The following is a 21,740-nucleotide window of genomic DNA, read 5'->3' as shown; positions in this document are numbered from 1 at the left end:
AGTGATTGAATTGTCAAGCCAGTATAGCAATAATATCTAAGTTTGTGTTCTAGAACACAACTTTCGCTAATTCTCCACAATCAGTTAACAAAAACCTGTTTTTTTGCGGATACCGCAGAATATAAGCCCTTAATCATACTGAATTCAGTATGGTGTCGAGTACCGTCCCCCTTACCCCCTTTAATTTTGCTCAACGTTTAAAGAGCATTGGGGTGAAATCAGCAAAATTCCTGGCTTTGTGAGACCGGGGGAAGTTTAGCTTTACTATCCTTAGTAAGGATCGTGGATTGAATAAAATCTAAGTATCTTTTTGAGCGCGCGAGGACTTCGCTATCGTTCTCTCAAAAGGAAGCACAGATGAATATATCTGCGATCGCAAGGATTGTGGATTAGACAAACCTGAAGAGTTCGGTTTGGCAAGGTGGCGTCGCTGTGCTTCTAAACCTGAACGTCTGAGGTTGATTTAATTTGCAATCCGATGATTCTACAACGACAAAGGATTCTCAATCGTATGGCTCTATCAGTTGGTACAAAAGCTCCTGACTTTACTGCCAAAGATACCAATGGCAACGTCGTTTCTCTGGCTAGCCTGTCTGGGAAAACGGTCGTTCTGTATTTTTATCCTAAAGACGATACTCCCGGTTGTACAAAAGAGGCTTGCAGTTTCCGTGATGCCTACAGTGATTACCAGGGCAAAGATATTGTCGTATTGGGTGTCAGCCGAGATGATGAAACGTCTCACCAGAGCTTTACTCAAAAGTTCAACTTGCCCTTTCCGTTGCTGGCAGACACAGATGGTGCCATCACCACTGCCTATGACGTAGCCGGGGAAAAAAATGGGTTTCAGTATGCCATGCGTGTCACCTACGTGATCGATGGCAACGGCGACATTATTAAGGTATACGACAGCGTCAAAACCGACACCCACGCTGGCGATATTTTAGCTGACTTAGGCTTATAACATGGTCGCCTGAGGCGAACTTTACCGTTCATAAAAAACGCACTGAAAAACTCACTAAAATGAGACTTCAGTGCGTCATCAAGTTTTCTAAAACTACGTTCAATTTTTTGTGGGAAAACGTCAGGTATTTTTTTAGTTAATGTCGATTGATTCGTCTATTTTTAGCTTTAAACATTGAGTTTTATATAATTAGGTAGCCAGAATTAAACCATGTTATAAAAACCGGGGGAACACCCCTCCGGGGCGCTCCCCCGGTTTTTAATTACGATCATCTACTTGTAGTGCTACGCACTTAGGTTAGGACGGAGTGCAGGGGTAAAACCCCTGCGTGGGGCACCGCCCCACACCCCAACGTCCCAACGTGACTACGTAAAGCCATAGCAGTCGAGGAGTTGATTAGGACAAAGGTTGTGTGAGAACCTGCGCTCCGCAAGGGTTCTCACACAACCGTAATCTAACCAGGCGCGAAGCGCTAGAGGTTATAGAAGAATCAGGGGAGTCTACATGAATCTACCGTTTGTATTGGATGTAGCGATCGGGTTAATCTTTATCTTCTTAATTCTCAGTTTATTGGCATCAGAAATTCAAGAACTGCTGACCACCTTACTCCAGTGGCGAGCAAAGCACTTGAAGGATGCGATCGAAATTTTGTTAGCCGGAGGAGTCGGAACCCAGGAAGAAGAACATATCAGAGAGTTGGTCAACAAACTGTATGACGATCCCTTGCTCAAAAACATTAATCAAGAAGCGAAAGGATTAGCCGGAAAGGCGCGAGAAATTACAAGATGGCTGTTGCCCAACAATCAACGAGGTAGTTTTGGCAACCAGCGATCGACAGGACCTTCCTACATTGCACCCGAGACGTTTGCGACGTCTTTGCTGGAACGGATTGGGCTGGCAAACTTAGCCCGGAAGCTGATTGAGGTGAGGCTGCAAAAGTTTGCAACTCGCATTATTGGAGTGTATGACGTTCAAATAAAACACGATGAGGATGGCAGTGAAGAGAGAGTGGTACGCCCTCCTGCCGATAGTGATGAGCGTCTGAAAAAATTGTGGAACAAGGGCAGAATTCGGCTCATTGCAGAGCGAGCAGAGCTTCGGCACCTGGATCAGGATAAGAATTTTCTGACGCTTGTCGAAGAGTTTGACGATATTTTGAATGACTTCAAAACTGGGGAAACAAATTTAGCAACCTCTGTTGAACGCATGGGGGAGAGCCTGAGTGCTTACATTGCCAACTATCCAGCACCAACTCCTGAAGCGATCAACGAGTCATCGGCTAATGGTCAACCAAACGACGTTGCTGAGGCGATCGCAGATCCTGAAACCGATCGCCCGACACCCCTTCCGCAAGGCGATATCGCCTATTTTGCCAAGCGGCTGATGTCTTTCAAACGGGGGGTATTTGGTGAAAAAAGTGAGCGTGCCGTGGCATCGGGAGGCTTGTGTCCGTCACTGCTCGAATTTTCTGAACTGGTCAATCAAAGTAGCAGCACCTATCGAGAAGTTGCAGACGCTTATCAAGAACTGGTGGCGGATGGTACGAAACTGGATCTCGTCGTATTACCGTTATTGAAAGATGAACTATTGGCGACGCAGGTTGAAGTGTTGGAACAGCAACTGGTGATCAATCATTTGGCGCAGATTGAACAAAAACTGTTGGAAAAATATCCCAAAACGGTGCAACCCTTTGAGCAAAAGTTGCAGGCGATCGCCAACAAATATGAGAATGCGCTGATTCAGGCAAGCAAACCAGTCCGACGCAAACGCGGATTAATGCGCCGCACTCGAACCTGGTTTACCCATCAATGGCAACGGTTCACCATTTCGACCCCTGAAACGTTAAGACGCCAGCGGCAACATATTATTATTGAAATTTCTGAACGCTTGCCCGAAGACGATCAGCACGAGTTAACCACGGCTATTCTCGATAAACTCACACCCCAAGAATTGTATGGCGATGTCGCCAAAGGAGAGTTTGGTTTAATTGATCGGGCGCTTGACCAACTATCAAATGAAGAACGGCAGCTTTTGATTGACACCGTGCTGTCAAAGCTCAGTCAAGATCAACAATGGTCGGAAGACTATGAGGAGAAACAGCGATCGCTCTACAAGACCTATCAAAATTACAAAATTACCCAACAAATTTTAGCCCGGTTGCCTAACTCAGTGAAGGAAAGCTTTGCTATTCTGGCAAGGCGTGCTCAGACCAAAACCCAGCAAGCCAGTAATGATATCAACCAATTTCGAGAAGAGGTTGCTGTTTGGTTCGATCGCTCTATGTCTCGTGCCTCTGGCGTTTACAAACGTAATGCCAAAGGGGTTGCGATCCTGATTGGGTTAGTGTTAGTGGTCGCTACGAATGTAGATGCGGGATTTATTGTGGATCGACTATCCAATGATGAAAACCTCCGCACGGTCGTCGCGACCCGCGCTGTATCTGCCACCGATGCCAAAACACTTGATGAAGCCAGGGCAAAAACGGATGAAGCCTTGAAGGAACTTGCCTTACCGATTGGTTGGAATCCAGCCAACGTCACGGATCAGCTCAACTGTAAGTTGCCCGATGGATTGAATGATCTACCATCCAATTGGTCGGAGTTCTATCAGGTTTGTTTACCCGATCAGGCAAAGAGCGATCAAGCCACCTCAGCCTCAAATCAAGCCTCAACGAATGTTGTCCAATCCTTTTTCTCACCCATTAGCAATCTCTTAGGAAGTGGTGTATTCATTGTGGTGCATTATCCTCTGGCATTACTTCGGATTTTGTTTGGTTGGCTGATTGCAGGCGTTGCTATTTCCATGGGTGCGCCTTTTTGGTTTGATCTGCTCGGCAAACTGGTGAATGTGAGGAATTCTGGTAGCAAACCATCCTCTAATGAAACTCAATCGGTTGCCAAGTCTGCACCCACAGAAGTCTCGTAAAGCAACCGTAGCGATCGCAGATTAGATCAAGCGATGTTGTGTGTAAGAAGCGCTGCAACGCAGAGCTTCTTACACACAACATTCGGATTTTCTTTAATGTGCAATTCTTAGCGATCGCATGTACAAATTTTGTAAATGCGATCGCTGCCTCAATCCTAGTTAAGATCGCAGTAGATGCATGAGTGAGACTCTGTCCGATGGTACAAACAGCTGTCACCCAGGCGGTTAAAACTCTGAATGATGTTCATCAGCGATTTGGCTTACAGCGATCGCAGGATGATCATTTTTTTACGGAGTGGTGCAGCGATTTACCCGCCTTGGATGAGTCAGACCGGAGAACGCTCGATCAAATTCGGCAACGATTTCGCTACCATCGGGAAGCAGGACAGGTGGCAGAAGGAGCCGTGAATGCCATCGTGGTATCGCGATTATTAGAAATGGCTGGCTTTTACGATCCACCGTTTCGGCTGCGATCGGAAGTTCCCGTGGAGATCGAAACCACGATTGCAACTGAAACCCTACGGGGTCGGATTGATTTTTTGGTTGTTCAACAGCAATTTTGGCGGACAGTGATTGAGTCGAAAGAAACAGAGTTTGATGTGGAAGTGGGCATCCCCCAAACATTGGCGTATATGATGGCAAATCCCTTACCAGAAAAGCCTTTGTTCGGCATGGTGACCAATGGCAATAGCTTTATTTTTCTGAAAGTCAGACGTGGAGCAACGCCCGAATACGATTTTTCAGAAACGTATACGTTGCTCACCCGGAGCAATCGACTTTACGAGGTGTTACAAATTCTTAAACAGATTGTTCAGATTGCTCTGCAACGATAGAGGAGTGGATCTCCCGTTAAGATCACAATAAACGCGATCGCCATCGCAGCACTTCTAATCCATATTCGGTGAATGCCGCTATGACTCAAACCACTCCCGGCAAAACGACACGACTCACGTTTGAGGAATACCTGACCTATGACGATGGCAGCGATACCCGTTATGAATTGGTGGATGGGGAGTTAGTGGAAATGCCACCCGAATCAGATGAAAACTCAGAACTAACCCGGTTTTTGTTTGTTGAGTTACTAAAGCTTGTTCCCTTTCAGATGATTTCTTACAAAGAGACAGAAATCGAAGTCAGTGGACGGCAGGCACGGTGCAGATTGCCTGATCTGATTGTTCATAGTGAAGCATCCAAAGCTGCACTAGCCGGTAAATCGCGTGGCACTATCACCAGAGATATGCCACCACCGGCATTGGTGATTGAAGTGGTAAGTCCGGGGGTAAATAACCGGATGCGCGACTATCGCCACAAGCATACCGAATATGCCGCACGCTGCATTTTGGAATATTGGATTGTCGATCCACAGGAACGTCAGATCACCGTATGCAAGTGGGTGGATGGAGCCTATGAGGATTCACTGGTGAAGGCAAATGAGCGGATTGCATCTGATATAGTGTCAGCATTTGCCCTTACGGCTGATGAAATCTTTGGTGTGACGCCCGCTTAACCATGCCTAGAAACCTGATTATTGACTGTGACCCCGGCGTAGATGATGCGATCGCTCTCTTGTTAGCCTTTGCCTCTCCTGAACTGCACCTGATTGGCATCAGCACGGTTGCAGGTAATGTGCCACTGACACAAACGCAACGCAATGCCCGACAAATTTGTGAACTGGCAGGACGGATTTATGTCCCGGTTTATGCCGGTTGTACCCGACCGATTTTGCGACCGTTGATGACCGCTGCTGAGGTGCATGGCGAGACGGGGTTAGCCGGGGTGGTGTTACCTGAACCGCAGATGCCCTTGCAACCCAAGCATGGGGTTGATTTTTTGATCGACACGTTGATGGGTTCGGTTAACCCAGTGACCGTTGCAACTCTGGGGCCATTAACTAATCTGGCGATCGCGTTTCTAAAGGAACCTCGCATTGCCTTAAAAATTGATGAACTGGTGATGATGGGCGGAGCCATGTCTCAGGGCAACATCACACCCTCAGCAGAATTTAACGTTTACGTAGATCCCTACGCTGCTCAGGTGATTTTCAACAGTGGTATCAAGCTGACGATGATTGGGCTGGATGTCACCCATACCGTTCTCAGTACTCCCGCCCGGTTAGCCACCCTTCGCGGCATGAACACCTCCATTTGCAAAACGGCTGCGGATATGTTGGGGTTTTATGGGGTTGAGGAAGTCGAACGCAAAGGCATGGCAGGTAGTCCGCTTCATGATCCCTGTGTGATTGCCTATCTGATTAAGCCAGAATTGTTTACCTTTAAGCCTCTGTTTGTGGAGGTGGAAACCATGAGTGATCTCACTATGGGGCGCACCATTGTTGACCTCTGGCAAACCACTCAGCGTGCCGCCAATACCAATGTTGTTATGTCTGCTAATGCCGATGGCTTTTATCAACTACTGACTCAACGTTTGGCACTGCTCTAAAGATTCCAGATTGATTAACCTGTCATCCTTTTTGAGAGAGCGACGGCTGCGCCGTCGCTCTCTCAAACCTGAGGTTGGCTTCGAGGGCAATGGTTAAGAGAGAGCAATTAGGGTTCAACTTTTATGGCAAAGTGTAGGTTTGTTGAATTGCTGTGAGTTCTAGCCGAACTGTGTGAAAAAACGGATGGTCATGCCCTCCAATCACGATTATTCAACGTTTCGGATAGGCTCTATGTAGCGATCGCTTTTCGTCAAATCCAACTCAACGTCCCTACTGCTTAATTCAAGGTGTCAAGTATCCAATGATGAAACCATTTAAGTTTTTATTCACCTTTTTGCTGACGGCTGTTGTTGCCTTTTTTATTACGACAGCCTGTAATTCCCAGACCCCTGAGACAACCGCCAATAGTCCCGATGCCTCGACGGCGGCAAGCCCGACCGAAACATTAACCATGGCAACCTCTGCGGATTATCCCCCGTATGAGTTTATTGAAACGTCGAGTGGTAGCGAAGAGATCATCGGGTTTGATGTCGATATTGCCAAGTACATTACATCCGAATTAGGGTACGGCTTGGAAATTAATAATATGGACTTCAATGGATTAATCCCGGCATTACAGGCAAAGCGGGCTGATTTTGTCATGGCAGGGATGACACCGACCGACGAACGCAAGCAAAACGTTGATTTCTCTGCCATTTACTACGAAGCAAAAAACACAATCATTGCCCAGAAAGGTAGTAATTTGCTGACACCAGACAGCCTCAGTGGCAAAAAAGTGGGCGTGCAACTTGGCTCTATCCAAGAAGGCGTCGCTAAAGAAATTCAAGGAGCGGATGTGGTTCCCCTCAACCGCATCAACGAAATTATTCAAGAAGTGAAGGCGGGTCGAATTGACGCGGCGATCGTCGAAGATACGGTCGCCAAAGGTTACGTTGAAGCCAATGCTGATCTTGAATTCAACACCATCCCCAATGAGGGAGCTGCCGGTTCTGCGATCGCCTTTCCCAAAGATTCAGAACTGGTCGCCAAGTTTGATCCCGTTCTACAAGAAATGATCAGTAGCGGCAAAATCGATGAGTTAGTCACCAAATGGTTTGGTGATCAACCGGCTAGCTAAGGCGATTTCTAGAAAAGGTCATCCCAGCAAATTGTAGGAGCGCAGCATTCGAACCATGATGTTCGTCATGTACCAAAGACTATCTAACGAATGCTTCGCCCTTACAGGGGGCACATCTTTTTCCGACATCTCCTAAGAATCACAAATTAATTAAAACCCGGAAGTTTATTTTTGGAAGCGCGGCTCCGCCGCGCTTCCAAAAATAAATCTCGGTTTTATTACATCCACGATTCTAAGAATTGTGGATTGAATCAACCTCATTTTCTTTGAGGGAGCGGCGGCGCAGCCGCCGCTCTCTCAGAAAGAATGACAGTGTGATCCGTTGATAGTACGTGGTGTTTAGCTTTATAGAATCATGACGTTCAGTTTTGGGTGTGATGTGGAGTGTATGGGGGCATGAGTCTTACTTTGATTGACCTTTCGCCTTCCCCTGCCTATCTTGTGGCAGCCTTAGATTTAGATTTCTCGCGCATTGTGCCGTCTATCCCTTACATCTTGGGGGGCATTGTTGAAACCCTGAAGTACACTATTGGCTCAGCAATTTGTGGATTTCTCTGGGGAACCATTTTATCGTTATTCAAAATTTCGGGTCTCACTCCGCTTAAGGGGTTTGCCGATGCCTACACGTCCGTCTTCAGGGGCACTCCTCTAATCTTGCAACTGGCATTGGTCTACTACGCCTCTCCCCAGCTCACGGGGTATGACATCACCGCGTTTCAGGCGGGGTTAATTACCTTTACCCTCAACTCTGCTGCCTATGTGTCAGAAACGATTCGAGGTGGAATTCAGGCAGTAGACAAAGGGCAACGCGAGGCAGCAATGTCGCTGGGGGTGGCATACCAGCCGATGATGCTGGATATTATTTTGCCTCAGGCATTTAAAAATATTTTGCCTGCCATGGTGAATGAGAGTATTGCCCTGTTGAAAGATTCTGCCCTAGTATCTACCATTGGTGCTGCCGATCTGCTGCGTCGCGCCCAAATTGTTGGCGCAGAAAAATTTATTTATTTTGAACCGTTGTTATTTGTCGGAGCGATTTATTACGCCATGGTGATGGGGCTAACGATCGCCGCACGTGTGCTAGAAAGGAGGATGCGACTCAGTGATTAAAACCGAATTTCTTTGCAAATCTTTTGGCAGGCTGGATGTATTAAAAGACATTTCCACGGAAATCAAACGAGGAGAAGTCGTTGCCATCATTGGTCCATCGGGATCGGGCAAATCCACCATGCTGCGCTGCATGAACTTATTGGAAGTGCCCACACGGGGCAAAGTCTACATTCAAGATGTCGATATCACTCGACCCAAAATCGACATCCTCAAAGTTCGACAAAACATCGGCATGGTGTTCCAGCATTTTCATTTATTTCCTCATATGACGGTGCTGGAGAATATTACCTATGCTCCCCTCAAGGTCAAAAAGCTCGATCGCCAGGTTGCACACGATAAGGCAATGGAACTTTTGAACAGAGTTGGGCTATCCGAAAAAGCCAATGTCTACCCATCTCGGTTATCTGGTGGGCAAAAACAACGGGTGGCGATCGCCCGGTCATTGGCAATGGAACCCGAAGCGATGCTGTTCGATGAACCAACCTCGGCTCTTGACCCAGAGATGGTCAAAGAGGTGCTAGAGGTGATGAAAGCTCTGGCAACGACGGGGATCACCATGGCAATTGTCACCCATGAGATGGGGTTCGCCCGTGAAGTCGCCGATCGCATCCTATTCCTCGACCAGGGTTGTCTGGTAGAAGACGCACCCCCTCAGGAATTTTTTACGAATCCCAGAAGCGATCGCGCCCGTGAGTTCCTAGAAAAAATGCTGTAGTGCAGGTGGGGCAATTCTAACGTGGGTCACTATAGCGGTATGCAAGTTCGTTAAATGCAGAAACGGTGTTGTGGAATGCTTTGCACCCCACAACACCGTATTCAATCCACCCGCGCGGTGCCATACAAAACGCGAGTGGCACTGCCACTCGCGTTTTGCCGCGTTTCACGCCTGGAGAAATGACAAGTGTTGAGAGGGAGCCACACTCCGTGCGGCTCTCCCTCAACACTATGCGCTTGACTCACGTGAGAGTTGTTACAGAAACACTATGAGCATGAACTTAGACGGACGGCGCTATCTGGGTAGAACCAGGATAGTGACCGCTTACCTGTTGTGATCACCCAAATCTTGCAACTGAAGACGAACGGCTTGAACGTATTCATAATCGTCGATCGTATCCTGGGAAACTCGACCCTGGGCGATCGCCGCCTGGATGACATCCTCTGCGCTCAAATTCCCATTCAAGTAATCTGACTGCAATCGGGCAAAACTTGGAACCCCTTCATCAAGGAAATAGCCGTTGCGCGCCAAATTGACGACTTCAGCGGGGTTCGTTTGGTAACTAATGGCGTCTTGAAACGTGGTTGTACTTTCGGTCGTATTTTGTGCCGTATTCTGCACTTCATCTGCCTTGGCGGCAGGGATAACCACAGCAGACACCATTAATAAAGAAAAACTTGCAAGCATTAGGCGTTTCATGACTTCAGTCTCCTAGAACATTGAGATACTCAAGAATGGTGGCATTTTCTCGGTTCTTCCGTCACCTGTCAGAAGAGTGATGGACGAGGTAGGAATGGAACGACTCGAACGCATCCATTGACCACGCATTTGATTTCTTTTGTTACTCATCTACCAGGATGACGGATCGATCTGATAGGTATCTGATAGGAGCCTGAAAAATTTCTAAGAAAACCTGAAACGCCAGAAGGCGGGTATATTCTCTAGCCCAATTCCAATTCTTTGTAGTCTATAGATCTAGTGAATTAGATCTGGTGAATTGATGCGATAGAGAAAATGCAGCCATCGTCACTAAAGCAAACAAATCAACAAAACAAACCCCAAAATACCAGCAACTGATTCGAGGAAGAGGGGAAATTCTGGATTGCTTTCGAGTAGGAATTGAACGCGTTGCATAATGATAATCTCCAGGAAGCGATAAGTTTATCTTTGCAGAGTTTTCTCGATCGTGAGGTGATGTCGAGGATGGGTGGGGGATGATCTCGACCCATCACTATCGATGACTACAATCACAATACCTCTGTTTCGGGATAGTCTTCACAAGTAAAAACGCTGAATCTAACCCACAAGGCTTTTCTGATCTGCGTATATCTCGATTGAGTAATAGCACTCATTCATCCATGCTTCCCATATCCCATATAGCTTTACGCATTCACGTCAGCAGGTTGGGAGTATGAGGCAATGCCCCATGCAGATGAGAACAGGTGACGGGTTGAAAAGCGGCACTCTGTGCCGCTTTGCAACCCGTCATATTCCTGACTTTGAGCGCGTAGTGTTACATATTGCCTATGGCGTAGTCTTCAGCCCAAAGTAGGTCAATACCAGTTCTGCCATGCCTGTATTGATGACTTCGTGCAGTTCTCCAGGTTCAACCGCAACACACACCCCTGGAGATAATTCATAATCCATCTGGTTAATGCGAATGATCCCCATACCTGATTCGACAAAAAAGACCTCACACATATCGGCATGGGCATGGGCTATGGCTGACTGGTGGGGGGCAAACCGTGCCTGAGAGAAGTTGGTCAGATGCGGCAGATCTCCTGCCCGGAGCATGACTTTTTTCTTGATCTCTGGATTGTGAGAGACATCTTCTTGCGGAAGCTGAGCGAGCGAGCAATGTTTCATATTACGGTTTGACCCATGTCATAAATTGTTTAAATGCTTCTTCCATTTGGGGCGATAGCTCGATCGGAAACGCACCGGCACGCAAGTTTAAATCGCGCTGAGGAAACGGAATTTCGATTTGATGTTGACGTAATAGCGCTTCAATTCGGAAGTACAGATCGCTTTTGATTGGCAATTGTTTACTTGGTTCTGCCGTCCAAACCAGAAGTTCAAAATCTAAGCTACTCTCACCAAATGCTTTGAAAAAGACCTGCGGCTGCGGAATCGAAAGCACGCCCGTTTGTTCTTTAGCCGCCTCAAGCAGCAGCGATCGCACCTTTTCAATATCAGATCCGTAGGCAACCCCGAGCGGCAAATGTAAGCGCGAAATCGGGTTATCGTGGCTCCAATTAATCACTTCTTCTTCCAGAAATCGAGAATTTGGTACGATGATTGAAATTTGATCGAGGGTTCGGATCACCGTACTGCGAGCGCCAATGCGTTCAACCGTACCTTGAAACTTCCCCACTTCTACAAAATCGCCTGCTTGAATGGGGCGTTCAAAGATCAAAACTAAACCACTGCCAAAATTCTTGGCAATATCTTGCAAACCAAAGCCTACACCGACGCTCAAGGCACTTGCCAAAATGGTGAGTGAGCTGATGTCTAACCCCCAAATTTGTAAGAAAACCAGCGAGCCAATAAAAATTAAACCGTAGTGAATGATGATGGCGAGGGCTTCACGGGCACCCCGGTTGATCCCTGCCATTAACAACACCCGAGTTTTGAGTAAGTCGGTAAAAATTTTAGAGAAAATGACCAGCCCAAATAACATCGTGGCTAACAATGCCAGGTCGATGATCGAGTAGTTGGTATTGCCCAGGGTCAGAGCCGGTGAGGTAAAGCTACTGAGAAGAACATCGAAAGCAATAAATCCCCATTGCCGAGTCAGGGGAAAGCGATTGGCAATGTAAAAGAACAGACTCAGCCAGAGCACACTGCGAATAAACGCCAGGATCAGACTCAATAAGAGATTGAGAGCGGTGGATTGTCCGGCAGTTGCTTCTCTGTCGTCCGCCTGGGGCAAAAGGGAATGGAGGGTAGGACGAATCGATCGCCACCAGCGTCCGAGTGACCAATGCAATACCAGGGCGATCGCCACCCCCATGACTGATAACAGAATAGACCGTTGTAAATATTCGGGTGTGCGATGGTCTCGTGCTTGTCGGATGGCTGTTTCGATCTGCCGTGCCCAAAGTTGCGCTTGTTCTTCAGGCGTTTGTCCCGGCAACACATCGCGTGCGGTCACCGTCATCAAATGCTGACCGTCGATCAGAATAGTGGTGCCGTTTTTGTTTTTGTCTTGACTCTCCGCAATCCCCACGCTAGTTGGAGTGGTCGATTCGATAATGTCTTGCAAATGCTGATTGATCGCCTGTGCCCGTTCTTCTGCGTCAAATCGTCCGTAATCGCTAACCTGAAACAGGGGATGCCCATCCAGTACCACTGGAGCACGAGTGGTTTCTTTAGCGGCGATCGCCGATCCCCAAAATAAACCAAAAAATAGCACCCATGCTATCCCAAGCATCAGCATGGTTTTTAGACAGGGTCGGAAAGTTCGAAGTCGGATGAAGGAGCGTTTCCGTTTCATGGAGTGCGGATCAGTATGAAAAAGTTAAAACGTAGCCACATCCCAGGTTAACCGTCAGATCAAAAATTCGGTATTGCGAGACCCGGTTATATCGAACTACGCACCCAGAACCCGACTAGTGATGTGTGGGAAAGCGGCGCGCCGCGCCGCTTTCCCACACATCACCTATCCGAACTCGATGGCGTCAAGCTATACCCATGAGAAATACGTCTATGGATTACATTCTGGTGTAGTCTGTAGAAAAGAGTAGACAAATTGCGCTTTTATTAAATCGTTTAATGATTTATGGATAATTCTCTCCTACCAGTCGTTTATCTCAGTGTGTTGCTTTCCCTTTTGACGATCGCAGCAATTTTCCTGTTTCGTCAGATCTTGAAGACTCGTCGGGTAGAGACGACCTTCACGCGGTTACAAAATAAGTTGACCAAAGAGAAGGGAACCTCTCAGGAGCATTACGAATTGGGCGGGATCTTGTTGGATAAAAAGTTATATTCTCAGGCGATCGCACAATTTCAAAAAGCACTCAAAGCCAAGGATTTAGAAGGCGCAGATAATATTGCAGTGCTTTACAATGCTCTGGGGTATGCCTATGCGGCACAAGAGCAATATGACTTAGCCATGCGTCAATATAAAGAAGCCCTGGAACTCCAGCCCAATTATGTAACGGCTCTGAATAATTTGGGTTTTGCTTATGAAAAGAAGCAATTGATCAGTCAGGCACTGGAAAGCTATGAAGCGGCGCTCAAGTGCGATCCCAAAAGCTCTATTGCCAAACGGCGGGCAGAGTCGTTGAGAAAACGCTTGGTGCTTTCAACTTAGGATCGTGGATTGAATAAGATCGAATATCAAATCGTTCGGAGGGGCGAACGGCCGTTCGCCCGTACAACAAATCATCGGAGTTATTTGATTCCCATTCCTTAAGGATCCTGACAAAATTAAAAAGCAACCCTTTGTGGGGAGAGTGCGGCAGAGCCGCACTCTCCCCACAAAGGTATTCAAGTTATTTTAGTTTGAAGGGTGGCGTTTCTCCGTCAGAAAAACGCCACCCTTCACGTTCATTGTTTTTATTGAGAATGACTCTGAATTAAGGGCATTGCTGATTTGACCTATGAAATTTGGTGTGGGTGCCGCGCTTCGCGCGGCACCCACGCTAAATTTCCAACCAATCGATTAGGGTCTAATAGCTATCGTCTTGACCAACCGTTAGCATGGCAAGCAGATGGTTTGCTTGGCTGAGGCGTTCTGCGATCGCCTGTCGCCAATTTAAACTCACATTGGGATCTGCCAACACAGATTGAGCTAATTCTCGATATACAGCACTCTTAACGATGTCGCCCTGTTCTAGCAGGTTGAGGTTTTCGTAGACAGCTTGAGGAGAAATCACCGTCATAAATTTGCGTCCTTCCGTAATGCGTTCAAATGATACGCGAGGTTGTGAAGCGGATACTTACCATGATTGCCAGAACCCCGGTCATTTGACCCCGCTGTTTTACAGAACGTGGGAGTTCTTTACAGATATTGAGAATTCCCAAGAAATATTGATGGCAATGTCATATAGCAATCTCCAATGGGTTGTGAGAGGCTCACCCCGAAGGAGTGCGCTCTCACAATTGATTCTATAGAACGGCTATCGTTTGCGATCGCCTGCTCAGTTTTTGCGCCAAATCATCCAACTCAAAATAGTCGATGTCAGCTTGAATTTGGTTGACTTAAATGCGGGTTGAGACTTGTATTTTCCTAACAGAAATTAAGGTGAAAGAAGCAGGGATATCTACACACCATTCGATCAAGATGGACAGGGATCAACGGAAGGTTTGTCATTTTATCCCTGCATCAGTTTGCCTGCCCCATATGTATTCGATCAAGCAAAATTAAAATTCGACTGAACACCGTAACAAAAGCTACTTTTTGCAGATCAATGAATAGCAGAAAATGTAGCACTCTAGAATTTAGTGCTTTCCGCCTTCTATCAACCCTTTTCCTGTGGTTTGTGGATCGACCAACGATGCGCTGATATCCGCTTAAACGCCAGAGGGGTGAGAATATCTCTCAATTACCGTTGAATCAAGACAGGAGTGATCTCTAGATTGTTGACAAGAGTAAAAATCAAATGAGAAGTTGACTCGAATACAGCATATTATGATGAATCTCACTCATAATCTCAAAACTGCGATTGCAGAATTGGCTGTAAAGATTTTTTTAGGTCATTGTGTTTCAAAGGCGTCTCAGGTGATGCTACACAACACAGAAGATTGAAAAATTTCTGACTCCCAAAACCCAATTGAAATAAACGAAAATGAGTTGCCAGATCTGAGAACATCCTTAAGACCTGGCATCAAACGCTATCTTTGTTGGACAATCCAGGGTAGCTAGAGCTAGCGGTGTCCGATCCGCTAGATGACCCTTTTTTAGTCGCCAGGGCATCAAAATGAACAGCAACGAACGCCTCCGTAAACAAGGTTTATATGATCCGCAATTTGAGCACGACGCCTGTGGTGTTGGCTTTGTGGTGCACATGAAAGGTAAGGCATCCCACGAAATTGTAGAGCAGGCGCTGACTATCCTTTTGAACCTTGAGCATCGAGGTGCGTGCGGTGCGGAGATCAATACAGGAGACGGCGCAGGAATTCTGATCCAAATCCCGCACGAGTTCATGAGCAGGGTCGCGGCTGCCGAAGGCATCTCATTGCCAGAACCGGGGCAATATGGCGTCGGCATGATCTATGCCTCTCCGGATCCAGCGCAGCGTGCTGAGGGCAGGCGAGTTTTTGAACAAATTGTCTTATCAGAAGGGCAAACCGTTTTAGGTTGGCGCGATGTCCCCACTGACAACTCATCGTTGGGCGAAACGGCAAAAGCCAGCGAACCGTTCATGCAACAGGTCTTTATCCAGCGGGCGGCTGAGTTGGCAGATGATTTAGCGTTTGAACGCAAGCTCTACATTATGCGCAAACGCGCCCACACGGAGATTCGGGTTCCCCAAATTGATCCGTGCTGGTATCCCTCTAGCTTGTCTTGCCGCACCCTGGTTTACAAAGGCATGTTGATGCCTGAGCAGGTTGGCAACTATTATCCAGATTTGCACGATGCTGATTTTGCCAGTGCCTTGGGTCTGGTGCATTCTCGCTTTAGTACCAATACGTTTCCCAGTTGGGAGCGATCGCACCCCTACCGCTACATTGCCCACAACGGCGAGATCAACACCTTACGCGGCAACATCAACTGGATGCACGCGCGTCAGTCGCTGTTTGCGTCAGAGCTATTTGGCGATGATCTGAAAAAGGCGCATCCTGTCATTAACATCGACGGTAGCGACTCGCTGATTTTTGATAATGCCCTCGAACTGCTGGTCTTAGCGGGACGGTCATTGCCCCATACGGCAATGATGATGATCCCAGAACCCTGGACGGCTCATGAGTCCATGAGTGACGAGAAAAAAGCATTCTACGAATATCACTCTTGTTTGATGGAACCCTGGGATGGACCGGCTTCGATCGCCTTTACCGATGGCACCGTCATGGGAGCCGTACTCGATCGCAATGGGTTACGGCCTTCTCGCTACTACGTCACCAAAGATGATCTGGTGATTATGGCATCCGAAGCAGGGGTGCTACCGATTGAGCCGGAACGGGTTGCGCTCAAGGGTCGTCTGCAACCGGGGCGGATGTTCCTGGTAGACATGAAACAGGGACGGATTATTGCCGATGAAGAAATCAAGCAGCAGATTATCTCTGAGCATCCCTATCGAGACTGGCTCAACCAATATTTGGTCGATCTGGACGATCTCAACGACGCACCAGAATCATCTTTAACCCAGACCAATGGTCACGCCGTATCCTCGGAGTCTTTGACGTTAATCCAGCGGCAGATGGCGTTTGGCTATACGTTTGAAGAACTGCGGATGTTGTTAACGCCGATGGCGCGGGATGGGGTAGAAGCAGTCGGGGCAATGGGTGCCGATACGCCGCTATCGGTGCTATCCGATCGCCCCAAACTCCTTTACGATTACTTCCAGCAGTTGTTTGCTCAGGTAACCAATCCGCCGATCGACTCGATCCGCGAAGAGATTATTACATCGGCGCAAACCACGATCGGGTCTGAGCGCAATTTACTCAAGCCAGAGCCAGAAAGTTGTCATTTGATCAAGCTCAAAACGCCTATTCTCAGCAACGAGGAGTTGGCAAAGCTGAAGCATCTTTCAGACGGTGATTTTAAGTCGATCGTGTTGCCGATCCTGTTCGATCCTCATGCAGGAGTCCAGGGATTGGAAGCCGTGATGCAACAGATCTGTGCTAAAGCCGATCAAGCGATCGCCGATGGGGTCAGTATTCTGATTCTGAGCGATCGCGATGTAGACCAAAACCACGCACCTATTCCCGCATTACTGGCGGTTGCCGGGTTGCATCATCACCTGATTCGAGAAGGTACCCGCACCCGCGTCGGGTTGGTATTAGAATCGGGCGAACCCCGTGAAGTTCATCACCATGCTTTGCTGATTGGCTATGGCTGCGGTGGCATCAATCCTTACCTCGCCTTCGAAACGATCCACGACATGATCAACGAAGGGCTGCTCGTCAATGTTGACTACAAAACTGCGTGTAAAAACTACATCAAAGCTGCCACCAAAGGGGTTGTCAAAGTTGCCTCGAAGATTGGTATTTCTACCATTCAGAGCTATCGCGGCGCACAGATTTTTGAAGCGATCGGGCTGAACCATGAGGTGATTGATCAATACTTCAGCTGGACTGCCTCTCGGATTGAAGGGGTGGGTCTGGATGTGATTACGCAAGAGGCGTTACTGCGACATCATCATGCCTTCCCCGATCGTCAGGTGAATGGGCATACCCTGGATGTGGGCGGTGAATATCAGTGGCGTAAGGAAGGGGAAGCCCATCTGTTCAGTCCCCAAACCATTCACACGCTGCAAAAGGCGGTGCGGGAAGGCAGTTACGAGCTGTTCAAGCAATATGCTGCCTTGGTGAATGAACAAAACCAGAAATTCTTTACCCTGCGGGGGCTGTTGACATTCAAACAACGACCGTCGATTGCCATCGAAGAGGTAGAACCCGTCGAAGCGATCATGAAGCGGTTTAAGACCGGGGCAATGAGCTACGGCTCTATCTCTAAAGAAGCTCATGAATCGCTGGCGATCGCCATGAACCGCATTGGTGGCAAATCGAATACGGGCGAAGGCGGTGAAGACCCCGAACGCTATACCTGGACGAACGATCAGGGCGATTCTAAAAATAGTGCGATCAAACAGGTGGCATCCGGTCGCTTTGGGGTAACCAGCCTGTACCTGTCGCAAGCGCGAGAACTTCAGATCAAAATGGCACAGGGCGCTAAACCGGGAGAAGGCGGACAACTTCCGGGTAAAAAGGTTTATCCCTGGATTGCTAAGGTACGCCATTCGACGCCGGGTGTGGGGTTGATCTCGCCACCGCCCCACCATGACATTTACTCGATTGAAGATCTGGCAGAACTGATCCACGATCTAAAAAACGCCAATCGTGACGCTCGCATTAGCGTTAAATTAGTCTCTGAGGTTGGCGTCGGCACAATCGCCGCTGGAGTCGCTAAAGCCCACGCTGATGTCGTGTTAATTTCTGGTCATGACGGGGGCACAGGTGCTTCGCCGCAAACCTCGATCAAACATGCAGGCTTACCCTGGGAACTGGGTCTGGCAGAAACTCATCAAACTCTGGTGTTAAATAATTTGCGATCGCGTATTGCCGTAGAAACCGACGGGCAAATGAAGACAGGTCGCGATGTGGTGATTGCCGCTCTACTCGGGGCTGAAGAGTTTGGTTTTGCCACTGCACCGCTGGTGACGCTGGGTTGTATCATGATGCGCGTTTGCCATCTCAATACCTGCCCTGTTGGAGTTGCCACCCAAGATCCGCAACTGCGGCAAAATTTCACGGGTGATCCAGCCCATACGGTCAACTTCATGAGGTTTATTGCGCAGGAAGTGCGCGAACTGATGGCACAGCTCGGCTTCCGGACGCTGAATGAAATGGTTGGTCGCACGGATGTCTTGGAACCTAAACAAGCCATTGATCACTGGAAAGCTAAGGGTTTGGATCTGTCCAACATCCTCTATCAACCGGACGTCGGGGATGAGGTGGGACGGTATTGTCAGATTCCTCAAGATCATGGCTTAGAAAAGTCTCTGGATATTACGGTGCTGCTGGATCTATGCAAACCCGCCATTGAGCGCGGCGAAAAGGTGAACGCCACCTTGCCGATCCGCAATATCAACCGGGTGGTGGGTACGATTCTGGGGAACGAAATCACCAAACGGCATTGGGAAGGATTGCCCGACGATACGGTGCATCTCCACTTCCAGGGCAGTGCCGGACAAAGTTTTGGTGCCTTTGTGCCCAGGGGCGTCACCTTAGAACTGGAAGGAGATACCAACGATTACCTGGGTAAAGGACTCAGCGGCGGCAAGATCATCCTCTATCCCTCTGCCCAATCCACCTTTATTGCTGAAGAAAATATTATTGCCGGAAATGTTGCCTTCTATGGTGCAACGGCTGGTGAGGCTTATATTCGTGGCATGGCAGGTGAACGTTTCTGTGTGCGCAATTCTGGGGTCAATACGGTAGTCGAGGCGATCGGGGATCACGGTTGCGAGTATATGACTGGCGGTAAGGTCGTTGTCCTGGGTTTAACGGGACGTAACTTTGCCGCTGGTATGAGTGGTGGAGTGGCTTACATTCTCGATGAAGTGGGCGACTTTGCGACGCGTTGCAATACTCAGATGGTCGGTTTGGAAACGCTAGACGACCCCGAAGAGATCGACGACCTCTATCAGATGATCCAGCGACACGCGGACTATACGCATAGCCAGAAAGCAGCCAATGTTCTCGCCCATTGGCAAGAGATGGTGCCCAAGTTCGTTAAGGTCATGCCTAAAGACTACAAGCGGGTACTACAAGCGATCGCCAGTGCGATCGCCGCTGGGTTAACCGGAGACGATGCCCTCGCCGCTGCTTTCGAGGAAAATGCCCGCGATGTTGCCCGCATTGGTGGCAGTTAGGGTATCGCTAAATCCGGGTATGAGTTGGCTATGAAACCGGAGGTTTCATAGCCAACTCATACCCAAACCCTTTTCCCCATCTCCTCACCCCTCCTTACCGATCACCAAACACGACTATGGGAAAACCAACAGGCTTTATTGAATTTCTCCGCGAACTCCCGTCTGAACTTGATCCAGGCGATCGCGTCCGTAATTGGGATGAATTTCACCTCCCCATGCCGGAGGCAAATCTGCGAACTCAGGGTGCGCGGTGTATGGATTGTGGCATTCCCTTCTGCCACACAGGGACGTTAATCAGCGGCATGGCAAGTGGTTGCCCAATTAACAACCTGATTCCAGAGTGGAATGATCTGGTGTATCGAGGTCTCTGGCAAGAAGCCCTCGATCGCTTGCATAAAACCAATAACTTTCCTGAGTTTACAGGGCGAGTTTGTCCGGCACCTTGCGAAGGGTCTTGTGTGCTGGGCATCAACAATCCGCCTGTAACGATCAAAAACATTGAATATTCGATTGCCGAAAAAGGCTGGGATGAAGGCTGGATTAACCCCCATCCCCCCAGCAAACGCACGGGTAAACGAGTGGTTGTGATTGGTTCGGGTCCTGCTGGTTTATGCGCAGCAGCACAACTCAATACGGCTGGGCATGAGGTCACTGTGTTTGAGCGTGCCGATCGCCCCGGTGGTCTGCTCATGTATGGCATCCCCAATATGAAGCTAGACAAACAGGATGTGGTGTTGCGTCGGCTCAATGTCTTAGAAGCAGAGGGGGTCAAGTTCGTCTGCAATACGGAGGTCGGTAAAGACTTCCCGGCAGAAAACTTGCTGAAGGAATTTGATGCTGCCATTCTCTGTACGGGTGCAACCAAACCTCGCGACCTGCCGATCGAAGGACGGGATCTTAAAGGCATCTACTTCGCCATGGATTTCCTTACGGCTAACACCAAAGCTATTTTGGATGGTGAACCCGGCGGCGACTTTATTTCTGCCGCAGGTAAAGATGTGGTGATTATCGGAGGAGGCGATACTGGCACCGACTGCGTTGGTACTTCCATCCGGCATGGCTGCAATAGCCTGGTGCAGTTAGAAATTTTGCCCAAACCTCCCCTGGAACGGGCTGCCAACAACCCCTGGCCCGAATGGCCCAAGGTCTACAAAATGGACTACGGGCAAGAGGAAGCGGCGGCTAAGTTTGGCGATGACCCACGGGTTTATACCACCACGGCAACCCAGTTTGAAGCTGACGAAAACGGTCAGGTCAAAGCCGTTCATACCGTACAGGTGGAATGGACGAAAAACGACAAAGGACAGTTCATTCCCCAACCTATTCCCGGAACGGAGAAAGTCTTACCCGCTCAACTGGTACTCCTGGCAATGGGGTTCTTGGGACCCGAACAACCGCTGCTGGATGCCTTAGGTCTGGAGCGCGATGCCCGCAGCAATGTTAAAGCCGATTATGGTAAATATGCCACGAGCATTCCAGGTGTCTTTGCCGCAGGCGACTGCCGCCGGGGACAAAGCCTGGTGGTTTGGGCGTTTAATGAAGGGCGCGGTGCCGCACGAGAATGTGACCTTTACCTTATGGGCAACACCGATTTACCTTAGGATCACAAATTAATTAAAACCCGGACGTTTATTTTTGGAAGCGCGGCGGAGCCGCGCTTCCAAAAATAAATCTTCGGTTTTCTTAAATCCACGATCCTTAATTTGGGGTCTAGCGATCGCCAACGGTTTCGTTGCGCAGGCGAAGCCTGCGCAACGAAACTGCATTGTTTTTGTAGGACTACCAAAGTTACGACTCTGAGGGATGACTGTGTCCATTACTCATGTGGTGTTCCAGTCGCTCAAGAATGCGTCGGTTTTCGGTTTGCAACCCAACAATGAGTTTGCGATCCTCAGCTGCATCATCGGTGAGTTGAGTGATCATTCCCTTTA

15 protein-coding genes and 1 pseudogene are annotated in these 21,740 nt (G+C 48.5%); 11 read left to right on the top strand and 5 right to left on the bottom strand.

Annotated features, from left to right (window positions below):
• Positions 1 to 511 precede the first annotated feature (511 nt).
• From ACR6Z4_RS03155 to ACR6Z4_RS03120, 8 genes and pseudogenes are all read left to right on the top strand, one after another.
• Positions 512 to 961 (top strand): peroxiredoxin, encoded by a 450-nt coding sequence (locus ACR6Z4_RS03155; protein WP_479715765.1) that lies wholly within the window; start codon positions 512 to 514, stop codon positions 959 to 961.
• A 504-nt stretch (positions 962 to 1,465) separates the two neighbouring features.
• Positions 1,466 to 3,886, top strand: coding sequence for a hypothetical protein (locus tag ACR6Z4_RS03150; RefSeq protein ID WP_479715764.1), 2,421 nt, complete (start codon positions 1,466 to 1,468; stop codon positions 3,884 to 3,886).
• 197 nt (positions 3,887 to 4,083) lie between these two features.
• Complete coding sequence (locus ACR6Z4_RS03145; protein WP_479715763.1) at positions 4,084 to 4,719, top strand: type I restriction endonuclease subunit R; 636 nt, start codon at positions 4,084 to 4,086, stop codon at positions 4,717 to 4,719.
• A gap of 80 nt (positions 4,720 to 4,799) precedes the next feature.
• On the top strand, positions 4,800 to 5,393 hold the full coding sequence (locus ACR6Z4_RS03140) for a Uma2 family endonuclease (RefSeq protein WP_479715762.1): 594 nt from the start codon (positions 4,800 to 4,802) through the stop codon (positions 5,391 to 5,393).
• Positions 5,394 to 5,395: 2 nt separating this feature from the next.
• Positions 5,396 to 6,325 carry a nucleoside hydrolase gene (locus tag ACR6Z4_RS03135; protein WP_479715761.1) on the top strand — a complete coding sequence of 310 codons (930 nt, stop codon included), beginning with the start codon at positions 5,396 to 5,398 and terminating at the stop codon, positions 6,323 to 6,325.
• Between the two features lie 305 nt (positions 6,326 to 6,630).
• Positions 6,631 to 7,443: a transporter substrate-binding domain-containing protein gene (locus tag ACR6Z4_RS03130; RefSeq protein WP_479715954.1), complete on the top strand. Its 813-nt coding sequence runs from the start codon at positions 6,631 to 6,633 to the stop codon at positions 7,441 to 7,443.
• A gap of 456 nt (positions 7,444 to 7,899) precedes the next feature.
• Positions 7,900 to 8,553 (top strand): annotated as a pseudogene (locus ACR6Z4_RS03125) (amino acid ABC transporter permease); the annotation flags it as partial.
• The gene (locus tag ACR6Z4_RS03120) at positions 8,546 to 9,268 is read left to right on the top strand and encodes an amino acid ABC transporter ATP-binding protein (RefSeq protein WP_479715760.1); all 723 of its coding nucleotides are present in this window, start codon (positions 8,546 to 8,548) and stop codon (positions 9,266 to 9,268) included. The pseudogene ACR6Z4_RS03125 and the gene ACR6Z4_RS03120, both read left to right, overlap by 8 nt.
• Before the next feature lie 324 nt (positions 9,269 to 9,592).
• On the opposite strand, the gene ACR6Z4_RS03115 is transcribed toward ACR6Z4_RS03120, so the two are convergent.
• The 3 genes from ACR6Z4_RS03115 to ACR6Z4_RS03105 form a co-directional block, all read right to left on the bottom strand.
• On the bottom strand, positions 9,593 to 9,967 hold the full coding sequence (locus ACR6Z4_RS03115) for a hypothetical protein (protein ID WP_479715759.1): 375 nt from the start codon (positions 9,965 to 9,967) through the stop codon (positions 9,593 to 9,595).
• Between the two features lie 825 nt (positions 9,968 to 10,792).
• The gene (locus tag ACR6Z4_RS03110; protein ID WP_479715758.1) at positions 10,793 to 11,134 is read right to left on the bottom strand and encodes a cupin domain-containing protein; all 342 of its coding nucleotides are present in this window, start codon (positions 11,132 to 11,134) and stop codon (positions 10,793 to 10,795) included.
• A 1-nt stretch (position 11,135) separates the two neighbouring features.
• Entirely contained in the window at positions 11,136 to 12,707 is a 1,572-nt protein-coding gene (locus ACR6Z4_RS03105) for a mechanosensitive ion channel family protein (RefSeq protein WP_479715757.1), read from the bottom strand.
• A 342-nt stretch (positions 12,708 to 13,049) separates the two neighbouring features.
• Between ACR6Z4_RS03105 and ACR6Z4_RS03100 the strand changes: the two genes are divergently transcribed.
• Positions 13,050 to 13,583: a tetratricopeptide repeat protein gene (locus tag ACR6Z4_RS03100; protein ID WP_479715756.1), complete on the top strand. Its 534-nt coding sequence runs from the start codon at positions 13,050 to 13,052 to the stop codon at positions 13,581 to 13,583.
• 358 nt (positions 13,584 to 13,941) lie between these two features.
• Here ACR6Z4_RS03100 and ACR6Z4_RS03095 read toward each other — a convergent pair whose 3' ends face one another.
• Positions 13,942 to 14,154 carry a hypothetical protein gene (locus ACR6Z4_RS03095; protein ID WP_479715755.1) on the bottom strand — a complete coding sequence of 71 codons (213 nt, stop codon included), beginning with the start codon at positions 14,152 to 14,154 and terminating at the stop codon, positions 13,942 to 13,944.
• 1,038 nt (positions 14,155 to 15,192) lie between these two features.
• Here ACR6Z4_RS03095 and gltB point away from each other — a divergent pair.
• Together gltB and gltD are read left to right on the top strand one after the other, a co-directional pair.
• Complete coding sequence (gene gltB, locus ACR6Z4_RS03090; protein ID WP_479715754.1) at positions 15,193 to 19,809, top strand: glutamate synthase large subunit; 4,617 nt, start codon at positions 15,193 to 15,195, stop codon at positions 19,807 to 19,809.
• A gap of 116 nt (positions 19,810 to 19,925) precedes the next feature.
• Positions 19,926 to 21,410, top strand: a complete 1,485-nt coding sequence (gene gltD / locus ACR6Z4_RS03085) for a glutamate synthase small subunit (protein ID WP_479715753.1) — start codon at positions 19,926 to 19,928, stop codon at positions 21,408 to 21,410.
• Between the two features lie 187 nt (positions 21,411 to 21,597).
• Here gltD and ACR6Z4_RS03080 read toward each other — a convergent pair whose 3' ends face one another.
• Positions 21,598 to 21,732: a hypothetical protein gene (locus ACR6Z4_RS03080; RefSeq protein WP_479715752.1), complete on the bottom strand. Its 135-nt coding sequence runs from the start codon at positions 21,730 to 21,732 to the stop codon at positions 21,598 to 21,600.
• Positions 21,733 to 21,740 lie beyond the last annotated feature (8 nt).

It is taken from the genome of Calyptranema fuscum S582 (assembly GCF_055793305.1).
The sequence above is the reverse complement of the archived record's forward strand: the minus strand, read 5'-3'. Positions and strand labels throughout refer to the sequence as shown.